The organism is Caldisalinibacter kiritimatiensis (assembly GCF_000387765.1).
Lineage (GTDB): Bacteria > Bacillota > Clostridia > Tissierellales > Caldisalinibacteraceae > Caldisalinibacter > Caldisalinibacter kiritimatiensis.
This window is the reverse complement of the sequence record NZ_ARZA01000077.1, coordinates 1-10689: the sequence shown is the minus strand read 5'-3', so window position 1 is coordinate 10689 and position 10689 is coordinate 1. Positions and strand designations below refer to the sequence as shown.

The 10689-nt window shown below is 29.7% G+C and carries 7 protein-coding genes and 1 other annotated feature; of the genes, 6 read left to right on the top strand and 1 reads right to left on the bottom strand.

Annotated features, from left to right (window positions below; translation table 11 throughout):
• Nucleotides 1-726: 726 nt before the first annotated feature.
• The 5 genes from L21TH_RS03885 to ileS all read left to right on the top strand — a co-directional run bounded on the left by L21TH_RS03885 (nucleotide 727) and on the right by ileS (nucleotide 6981).
• Nucleotides 727-1410 carry a hypothetical protein gene (locus tag L21TH_RS03885; RefSeq protein ID WP_006309561.1) on the top strand — a complete coding sequence of 228 codons (684 nt, stop codon included), beginning with the start codon at nucleotides 727-729 and terminating at the stop codon, nucleotides 1408-1410.
• 25 nt (nucleotides 1411-1435) lie between these two features.
• Nucleotides 1436-1894 (top strand): protein-export chaperone SecB, encoded by a 459-nt coding sequence (locus tag L21TH_RS03880; protein ID WP_006309560.1) that lies wholly within the window; start codon nucleotides 1436-1438, stop codon nucleotides 1892-1894.
• A complete protein-coding gene (locus L21TH_RS03875) occupies nucleotides 1894-2616 on the top strand; it encodes a hypothetical protein (RefSeq protein WP_006309559.1) in 723 nt (240 codons plus the stop codon). Before L21TH_RS03880 ends, L21TH_RS03875 begins: the two co-directional genes overlap by 1 nt.
• A gap of 88 nt (nucleotides 2617-2704) precedes the next feature.
• Nucleotides 2705-3460 (top strand): YwaF family protein, encoded by a 756-nt coding sequence (locus L21TH_RS03870; RefSeq protein ID WP_006309558.1) that lies wholly within the window; start codon nucleotides 2705-2707, stop codon nucleotides 3458-3460.
• A gap of 83 nt (nucleotides 3461-3543) precedes the next feature.
• Nucleotides 3544-3789 (top strand) — a binding site (T-box leader).
• Between the two features lie 93 nt (nucleotides 3790-3882).
• The gene (ileS, locus tag L21TH_RS03865; protein ID WP_006309557.1) at nucleotides 3883-6981 is read left to right on the top strand and encodes an isoleucine--tRNA ligase; all 3099 of its coding nucleotides are present in this window, start codon (nucleotides 3883-3885) and stop codon (nucleotides 6979-6981) included.
• Nucleotides 6982-7016: 35 nt separating this feature from the next.
• On the opposite strand, the gene hisC is transcribed toward ileS, so the two are convergent.
• Nucleotides 7017-8093, bottom strand: coding sequence for a histidinol-phosphate transaminase (hisC, locus tag L21TH_RS03860; protein ID WP_006309556.1), 1077 nt, complete (start codon nucleotides 8091-8093; stop codon nucleotides 7017-7019).
• 278 nt (nucleotides 8094-8371) lie between these two features.
• Here hisC and fusA point away from each other — a divergent pair, with 278 nt between their 5' ends.
• Entirely contained in the window at nucleotides 8372-10441 is a 2070-nt protein-coding gene (fusA, locus tag L21TH_RS03855; RefSeq protein WP_006309555.1) for an elongation factor G, read from the top strand.
• Nucleotides 10442-10689: the final 248 nt, after the last annotated feature.

Sequence of the window (10689 nt, the reverse complement as noted above, 5' to 3'; positions counted from 1 at the left end):
AAGGTCGGCCAAAAAGATAATTAATTGTACATGAAAATATTTGCACTTTTGTACAAAAAATATTGACGTTTATATACATAGTTATATCTTAACTATGTGGGATGTGAAGTCATTATAATAGGATTTTAGTAATCAGCTAATTTTATTACACATAAATTTAAACAGTACATAGTATTAGTATCAAAAGTCATGTCACACTAAATTATAGACATGGCTTTTATTTTGCTAAAATATGATTAGTCAATTATTACAGCATAACAAAACCAGTTTATTTAAATAAATGAGCGTTAAAGGTAATATTGCATGAATATAGAATTCAATAGTAATAATTAAAGTTAAACTTAAGATTAATAATAAAAGTATTTCAAAAGTTATAATCAAAGAGAGAGTATTCTAAAATTAGACTTTGATGTTAATATCAAATTAAGAATGTTTACTAATTAAAGCAACAGAGTTGATGAGATTGATTTTTTCTTTTCATTGTTAGTAAAAAGAAGTTGTTATATTTTTTATAGGAAAGTTAACAATATTAACGTATATAAAATATGTGTTCATACAATTTGTATGTTTAATATTATAGTAATTATTAAAATATAATATCATAAACCTTTAATAAGAAATTTGTTATTGAAATTTTTGGTTTACATATACATTTATTAGTTATATATTATATATAGAAGCTATTAGATTAAATTTGATATATGTCAAATTTAAGGAGTGTAAAAAATGTATAAGATTATTAATGATTTTGAAAAATGGCTTGCTTCAAATGAGGATATAAAAATGAATTTAGAAATTAATATTAAATCATTTGAAGAATATTCAATAGAAAAAGATTTGTTTTTATATGATGAGTATATAGTTAAAGATAAGATAATAAAAAGTTGTGTAACTTTATATTTCAAAAGGTTAGAAGAATATATAAGAAAATATATAAACGAGTTTTCATTTTCAAATTATAAAAATCTAAAAGAGTTAAGTAGTAAAACTAACGTGGAAACTATTATATATTTCTTTGATTGGGTTAAGGAAGAAAATATTTTAAGTATAAAAAGTTTCGTTAAAAAAATAAAAGAAAGAAAGTATGATTCAAAAGATTTATATAATATAATAAGATATCACGATTATCTTATCAGAGACACTCTTGAAAATAATAATTATGAAGCAACTTTAGATTTTTTAGTAGACTTTTTTGATAGTGTCAAAATGAAAATTGAAGAGTTGAGTATAGAAAAACAGGATATTTCAGACTCAATATTTGAGAATAAGGAATCAAACAAAATAAAACTAGATGGAAAAATAATAGATGAAAAGGATAATATTAAAGCTAATGAATATGTTATAGATAAACTTTATGATGATTTTAAGTCTGCTCAAATGCAGACTTTTTCTATTAAATTTATACATTAATATTCTATATAGGAGGTGACTATACATGAGAAAACTGAGAAGTGATGATTTGCATAATATTCAATTAAAAACTATAAGAGTTGTATCACTTAGTTGTTTTGTTGATGATAATTATCATAGCTTAGATAACGAAAAAATAAAAGTTGAAACAAATATAGGAAATTATGGAGAAGTCATAAGTGATACTGAAGGGAAAACTTATTTAAAGACTAAAATACAAGGAAAAAAAGAAGATCAAGTAGTTTTTCAAATAGAAGTGGTTTATGAAGGATTATGTATAAGTAAAAAAATATTAGACAAGAAAGAATATGAATTTTTTCTAAAAGTACAATCAATACCAATGCTTTGGAGTTATACTAGAGAGACAGTTAATAATATCATGGTGAAAATGGGGTTGAAACCTATACTATTGCCAGTATTAAATATTACTGAAATAATACAAGGCATAAACAAATCAAAGGAAGATGTTGGAGGAGACCAGTAATGGGGGATATTTGTGATGTAAAATTTCAAGAACTCGATTATTTACCAATAGATATCAGATATTTTGATAAAAGAGCGAGGAATATAGCAAGTATCGTTAATGAAGACCCTAAATTATTAAAAGTATTATCAGAATTTTTATTATTATTTACAAATAAAATTAATTTTAAAAGTAGATTTAAAAAATGGAAAGAAGAATTACAATTAATTAAAAGACCTCATAATAAGGACAATATGGACAAGCTTATTAGTGAACTATATGATAGTTATAACGTAGTTAAAGACTATCATATAGATAAATTTAGAGGACTTATATTTGAATATGTGATGGAAAATCATTATAAGCACATGTATAACAGGTTTTCTAAAGGTTGTAAAGTTATTATTAACGGAACAGAAATTAAATATCTGTGTGTAGAAGATGAGAATAAAAATAGAAATACAATTGATATAGCAGGATACAGCAGAACAAAATCAGAATTCTATGAGTTAAAGGTAGGACCAGATGGATTTAAAGATAATGTCATAAAATATCTTAATATTCTTAACAAAGTAGCATGTGAGAATAGAATAAGTGAAAAAACTATAGTGGGTTGTATGACCTTGGAAACAAAAAATAAATTAAAAATAAAGTTGAGAATGATAGAAGAAGACAGTAGTAAACTAGAATTATTAGGTAGAAACGAGCTAATGAATATCCTTAAACATTCCCCTCTTATTTAACATTTCTTTAATTGAAGTAAAATGCTCCATTTGATAAAATATAAATATGATTTGACAAAATCTGTATAAATATACTGGAGGACTTATTATGGAGAAATTTTTCTCTTTGTATTATAAAGGACAACCTTTAAAGGTTTTCTCACCTCACCATAGAGCTGCATTATATGTAATATTAGGTGTAATAATACTATTGTACATATTTAGAGATAAGCTGAGGGAAGAACCGTTAAAAAAGACTTCTAGATATACAATAGGAACATTACTTTTAGTACAGCAGCTATTATATTATGCATGGCATATATATACAGGAATATGGTCACTACAAGAGTCATTGCCCTTTAATCTATGTGCAGTTACGATTTTTTTAGAAATAATAATGTTGTTTTCTGAAAGATATGATATATTTGAAATAATTTATTTTTTTGGGTTAGGTGGAGCAACTCAAGCATTAATCACCCCTGACATCCAAGGTTATGGTTTTCCACATTTTAGATTCTTTCAATTCTTCATAGCACATGGTTTAATAGTTATTATAGTATTTTATATGGTATTTGTATATCAATATAGACCTACAATAAAGTCAATAATTAAAACCTTTAAGATGCTTATTGCATTTGGTATAATAGTAGCTGTGGTAAATTTACTGACCGGTGGAAACTACTCATATCTTTGTGAAAAGCCACCTTCACCAAGTTTAATGGATATATTAGGTCCATGGCCTTGGTATATTTTATCATTATTAGGAATAGCCACACTAACATTTATAATAGTTTATCTACCATTTGCAATTAAAGATTACATTGAAAAGCGAAAAGAGGTCAAAAAAGCGAAATCTAAAGTATAAAAAATGTAGAAATTAAAGGTTTTTTCATAATAATACTTGACAAATTGTTTCATTCTGATATAGTATTAATCAAAAATTAATATACAAAGGCTATGACAAGGAGAGTAGTAAAGGAAGTAGGTTTACAGAGAGATAATCAATTGCTGAGAGATTATCAACTGACCCCTTTATGAAAATCACCTTTGAGCTGGGTACCTGAAATAGTAATAGAGTAGGGTATTACGTAGAAATGCGTTAAATCTAATGAGTGATAAGGCATTTATTATTTTTATTTAGGATAACTATGCCTTATAATATGGGTGGTACCGCGGAAATAATCCGTCCCTAAGTCAAATATGGCTTAGGGATTTTTTATTTTTAAAACAAAAAGAAGTCATAGAAACATTAAGGATGAGAAAAATAAATAGGAAAGGGTGATAAAAGTGGCTAAATTTGAAGAACTATCCAAATCAAAGGTAAGTGAAGTTGAAAAAGAGATTTCTAAGTTTTGGGATGAAATCGACCTTTTAAAGAAAAGTGTAGAAACACGTGAAGGAAATAAGCCATTTATATTCTACGAAGGACCTCCTACTGCAAACGGTAGACCTGGTATACACCACGTAATTTCAAGAACACTTAAGGACTCTGTTTGTAGATACAAAACTATGCAGGGGTATCAGGTAAAGAGAAAAGCAGGTTGGGATACTCATGGACTTCCAGTTGAAATTGAAGTAGAAAAACAGTTAGGCTTAAATAACAAACAAGATATCGAAGACTATGGAATCGATAAGTTTAACAAGCAATGTAGAGAATCAGTATTTAAATATGAAGATGCATTTAGAGAAATGACTGAGCGTATGGCTTATCTAATTGACCTTGATAATCCATACATCACTTTAGACAATGACTATATAGAATCAGTGTGGTGGTTATTAGATAAATTCTTTAAAGAAGGATATATCTATGAAGGACACAAGATTCTTCCTTACTGTAGTAGATGTGGTACTGGATTAGCTTCACACGAGGTTGCTCAAGGATATGAAGAAGTTAAAACTAATACTGTTGTAGTCAAGTTCAAAAGAAAAGACGCAGATGAATATTTTTTAGTATGGACAACAACTCCATGGACACTACCATCTAACGTTGCTTTAACTGTTAATCCAGAGGTTGATTACTTAAAAGTAAAAGCTAATGATGAAGTATACTATGTAGCAAAGGCATTAGCAGATGAAGTAATCGAAGGAGATTACGAAGTATTAGAGGAATTAAAAGGAAAAGACTTAGAGCATATAGAATATGAACAACTTATGCCATTTGTAAAGCCAGACAAAAAAGCATTCTTTGTTACAGTTGCTGATTATGTAACTACAGAGGATGGTACAGGTATAGTTCATACAGCTCCAGCATTTGGTGAAGATGATTATAACACAGGAAGAAGATATAACCTTCCAGTTCTACAGCCAGTAAACGAAGACGGTAAGTTTGTTGAGACTCCTTGGAAGGGTCAATTTGTAATGGATGCTGATTTAGATATTATCAAGTGGTTATATGAAAAAGGAAAATTATATAAGAAACAAAAAATAAGCCACAATTATCCACATTGTTGGAGATGTAAAACTCCACTTCTATACTATGCTAAACCAAGCTGGTATATTGAAATGACTAAACTTAAAGATAAACTTATAGAAAATAATAATAAAGTAGAATGGTATCCAGATTATGTAGGAGAAAAACGCTTTGGAAACTGGTTAGAAAATCTTAACGATTGGGCTATATCAAGAAGTAGATATTGGGGAACTCCATTAAATATTTGGAGATGTGAATGTGGTCACACAGAAAGTGTTGGCTCTAGAAAAGAACTTGTAGAAAAAGCTATTGAAGATATAGATGAAAATATTGAGCTTCATAGACCATATGTAGATGATGTGCATATTACTTGTCCTGTTTGTGGTGGCACAATGACAAGGGTTAAAGATGTAATAGATTGCTGGTTTGATAGTGGTGCTATGCCATATGCACAACATCATTATCCATTTGAAAACGAAGAAAACTTTGATGGATTATTCCCAGCAGACTTCATTTGTGAAGGTATAGACCAAACTAGAGGTTGGTTCTACTCATTATTAGCTATATCTACATTTGTTAGAGGAGAGTCACCATATAAGAGGGTACTAGTTAACGACTTGATTTTAGATAAAAACGGTAAAAAGATGTCAAAATCTAGAGGTAATACAGTAGACCCATTTGAAATGTTCGATAAATATGGAGCAGATGCATTAAGATGGTATCTACTTTATGTATCACCAGCATGGACTCCAACTAGATTTGATGAAGATGGAATAAAGGAAGTAGTAAGTAAATTCTTTACTACTATAAAAAATGTATATAACTTCTTTACGTTATATGCTAATACTGATGAAATAGACCCAAGAGAATTCTTTATTGAGTATAAAGATAGACCAGAATTAGATAGATGGATTCTTTCTAAATACAACAGCCTTTTAAAAGAAATTGAATCAGACTTAGAAGTATTTGATTTAACAAAAGCAGTTAGAAAGATACAAGATTTTGTAAATGAAGATTTATCTAACTGGTATATTAGACGTTCACGTAGACGTTTCTGGGTTCCAGAATTAACTGATGATAAAAAAGCTGTTTATAATACAACATTTGAAATCTTAGTAGGTATATCACAAATAATCGCTCCATTTGCTCCTTATCTATCAGAAGAAATCTATAGAAAATTAACTAATGAGGTATCAGTACATTTAAGTAACTATCCAGTAGCAAATGAAGAGCTAATAGACTTAAAAACTGAAGAAAAAATGGACTTAGTTAGAAATCTAGTTAAACTAGGTAGAGCTTCAAGAGAAGCGGTTAAGATAAAAGTACGTCAACCAATACAAAAAGTATTAGTTGATGGTAAATATGAAGAATTAATTTCAGATTTAGTTCCATTAATTAAAGAAGAGTTAAATGTAAAAGAAGTAGTATTTGCTAAGAACTTAAGAGAATATATGAACTTTAGCTTAAAGCCTAACTTTAGAGTGGCTGGACCTAAATTAGGGCCTAAGATGAGAGCATTCCAAAAAGCTTTAGCAGAATTGGATGCATCAGAAGTAACTCCTAAGCTTGAAAATGGAGAAAGCATAACACTAAATCTTGAAGGTGAAGATGTAGAAGTTACAAAGGATTTAGTAACTATAACTATCTCAGCTAAAGAAGGATTCAATATTGAAATGGAAAATAACTTATTCGTGATACTAGATACAACATTAACACAAGAATTATTAGATGAAGGTTATGCGAGAGAGTTTATTTCTAAAGTTCAACAAATGAGAAAGAATAATGGCTACGAAGTATTAGATAACATTAAAATATACTTCGATGGAGATGAAGAAATAGCAAATGCTATAGAAGTTCACAAAGATTATATTATGAAGGAAACATTAGCTGTAAGCATTGAAAAAGTAGAAGATGATAGTTTTGAAAAGTTTGACTTAAATGGTCATGAAACTGGTATTAAAGTAGAAAGAGTTTAAAATTAAAAGGCAGCCAAGAAATGGCTGCCTTTTAATTATATAACCTCATTTAAGCACTTGATGAATACTTCATTTTGCTCTTGAGTTCCTATAGTTACTCTAATCCATGTACCAGTTATAGGACGGATTATTACACCTTTTCTTTGTAAAGCTTCAAATACTTCGTTTGCATCTTTATTTACATTCATAAAGATATGATTTGTTTCTGATGGTACATATTCAATTCCCATTTTATTTAATTCCTTGTATAAATATTCTTTACCCTCTTTATTCATTTCATAACTTCTTTTAACAAAGTCTTCATCTTCAAGAGCAGCTAAAGCAGCTACTTGAGCCATTGTATTTACATTAAAAGGTCCTCTTATCTTGTTTATATTATGAATAATTTCTTCACTTGCCATTGTATAGCCTATCCTTAAAGCTGCTAATCCATATATTTTTGAAAAGGTTCTCATGATAATTATATTAGGATATTTGTCTAAAAGCTTTATACTATTCCTTGGAAAGTCGTCTCTAGTTACATATTCGTTATATGCTTCATCATATACAACTACTATGTTGCTAGGAACTTTGTCTAAGAAATTTAACAATTCTTCTTCTGAAAACATAGTACCAGTAGGATTATTAGGATTACATAACCAAATAAGTTTAGTTTTTTCAGTAATAGCGTTAAGCATTCCATCTAAGCCATAAGTCCAGTTCTTTAATGGAACGATTACTGGTTTTGCACCCATCATTTTAGTAGTAGTTATGTATCGAGGGAAGGTTATATCAGCTAATATTATTTCATCATCTTTATTCATAAAAGTTTTTGCTATTTGGTCTATCATTTCATCTGAGCCACTACTTGGAAGAATCTGCGTAGGTTTTAAGCCGAGTTTATTTGCTAATGCTTCTTTTAATAATGTACAATTACCATCAGGATAAATAGCTAGTTGGTCTGCTGCTTTTTTTACTGCTTCAACTGCCTTTGGGGAGCAACCCAAGGGGTTTTCGTTAGAAGCTAATTTTATCACGTGTTTTATTCCGTATTCTCTTTTTACATCTTCAATCGGCTTTCCAGGTTTATAAGCCGCTATATCTTTTAATTCTTTTCTAAATGATATTGACAAAGCCTATCAACTCCTTTTATTAGAATTTACTAAAAATTCTTTAAATTAATTATAACATAAGCTGTAATACTTTATAGTGAAATTAAATATAATTATTAAAAATATTATTTACTAAATAAAATAACAAATCATAATACTAAAGAATAAAAAATACTAATTATGGTTACATTTATTTTAAGAAAAAATGTTAAATTAAAAGGATTTTTTAAATTAATGTAGAATATTTATAATAATTTGAAAAGTCAAAAAATAAAAGCTGAGCAAGGGGGAAATTGCTTATGAAAGAGTATAAAACTAAAAACATAAGAAATGTTGCCTTAGTGGGTCACGGTGGTTCAGGTAAAACAACATTAACAGAGGCCATGTTGTTTACTTCGGGGGCAATTAAAAGAATGGGAAAAGTAGAAGATGGAAGTACAGTATCAGACTTTGATAAAGAAGAAAAAAAGAGACAGTATTCAATTGGTACATCTGTTATTCCAGTAGAATGGAATGATGATAAATATAATTTCTTAGACACTCCGGGATACTTCGACTTTGTTGGGGAAGTATATAGTGCTTTAAGAGTTGCAAGTGGAGCTATAATTTTAGTTGATGCTAGTTCAGGTGTAGAAGTAGGTACAGAAAAGGTGTGGAAGTATACTTCTGAAAGAAAAATGCCTAGATTTATATTTGTTAACAAAATGGATAAGGAAAACGTTAAATACGAAAAAGTATTAAATGAATTAAGAGAAAAGTTTGGTAAGAAGATAGCACCTTTTGCTGTTCCAATGGGAGAAGGGGATAGCTTTAGAGGATTTGTAAATGTAGTTGACTTAATAGGTAGAGAATATAATGGTAAAGAGTGCATAGATGTACCAATACCTAAAGAATTACAAGATGCAATTGACCCAGTAAGAGAAATGTTAATCGAATCTGTAGCAGAAAGTGATGAAGAATTGCTTGAAAAATACTTTGAAGGAGAAGAATTTACTACTGAAGAAATACATGAAGGTTTAAGAAAAGGAGTATTAGCTGGAGATGTAGTTCCTGTATTAGTAGGCTCAGCTATTAAAAATATAGGAGTACATTCACTATTAGGAATGGTTAATGATTATTTACCTACTCCTAAAGATGGAGGAGCATATGAAGGCGTTATACCTGATAGTGATGAAATTATAGAAAGAAAAGTTGATGAAAATGAACCATTCTCCGCATTAGTATTTAAAACTATTGTAGACCCATTTGTAGGTAAGATATCAGTGTTCAAGGTTTGTTCTGGCTCTATAACTAAAGATATGGAGGTATTAAATCCAAACAGAGATGAAGTAGAGAAGATAGGTTCATTATTTGCATTAAGAGGTAAAACACAGGTAGATGCTTCAAAATTAGTAGCAGGTGACATTGGTGCTACATCAAAATTACAGCATACACAAACTGGAGATACTTTGTGTGACCAACAGAATCCTATTCAATATGAAGGAATTAAATATCCTAGACCATGTCTATATATGGCTGTAGATCCTAAGTCAAAAGATGATGAAGAAAAGATAAGCTCAGCATTACATAAACTAACAGAAGAAGATCCTACATTTGTTGTTGAAAGAAATAGAGAAACTAAACAGCAGCTTATTGGTGGGCAAGGTAATATTCAATTAGCAGTAATAACAAGCAAGTTAAAAAATATATTTGGTGTAGAAGTAGATTTATCTGTTCCTAAGGTAGCTTATAGAGAAACAATAAAGGGTAGAGCAGATGTACAAGGAAAACATAAGAAACAAACTGGTGGAGCAGGACAATATGGTGATGTTCATATTAGATTTGAACCAACTGAAGAAGACTTTGAATTTGGAGAAGAGATATTTGGTGGAGCAGTACCAAAGCAATACATCCCAGCTGTTGAAAAAGGCTTAAGAGAATGTATGGAAAAAGGTGTTCTTGCAGGTTATCCTGTAGTGAATGTTAAGGCCGTGTTACATGATGGTTCTTATCATTCAGTTGACTCAAGTGAAATGGCATTTAAAGTAGCAGCATCATTGGCATTTAAGAAGGGTATTAAAGCTGCTAATCCAGTTTTACTTGAACCAATAATGAAAGTAGAGATATCAGTTCCTGAAGAATATATGGGTGACATAATGGGAGATATGAACAAAAGAAGAGGTAGAATACTTGGAATGGAGCCACAACCAGATGGAAGTCAATTAGTTATAGGTGAAGCACCTCAGTCAGAGCTATTTAATTATGCTGTGGATTTAAAATCTATGACTCATGCTAGAGGAAGTTTCTCAATGGAATTTAGTAGATATGACGAAGTACCACAGCATTTAAGTCAAAAAATAATTGAAGAAGCTAAAGCTCAAAATGAGTAATATGTCTTTTGTTCCCTTTCAATGAAGAAGCGGCGAAAAGCCGCTTCTTCATTGTCTAAGAAAGTATATTTACTGTATAGTTTGTAATTAAGTTAAATACACAGGTAGAAGTGGAAGGAAAAATGTTATAGACCTAAGAGTATTTGTCAAAACTTAAGAACTAAAAGCGAGGAGCTGAGAACTGACTGAAAAGCTACTAACTACTAACAACGAACTACTAACTAACAAATCGACGAAGTCGATTTTGT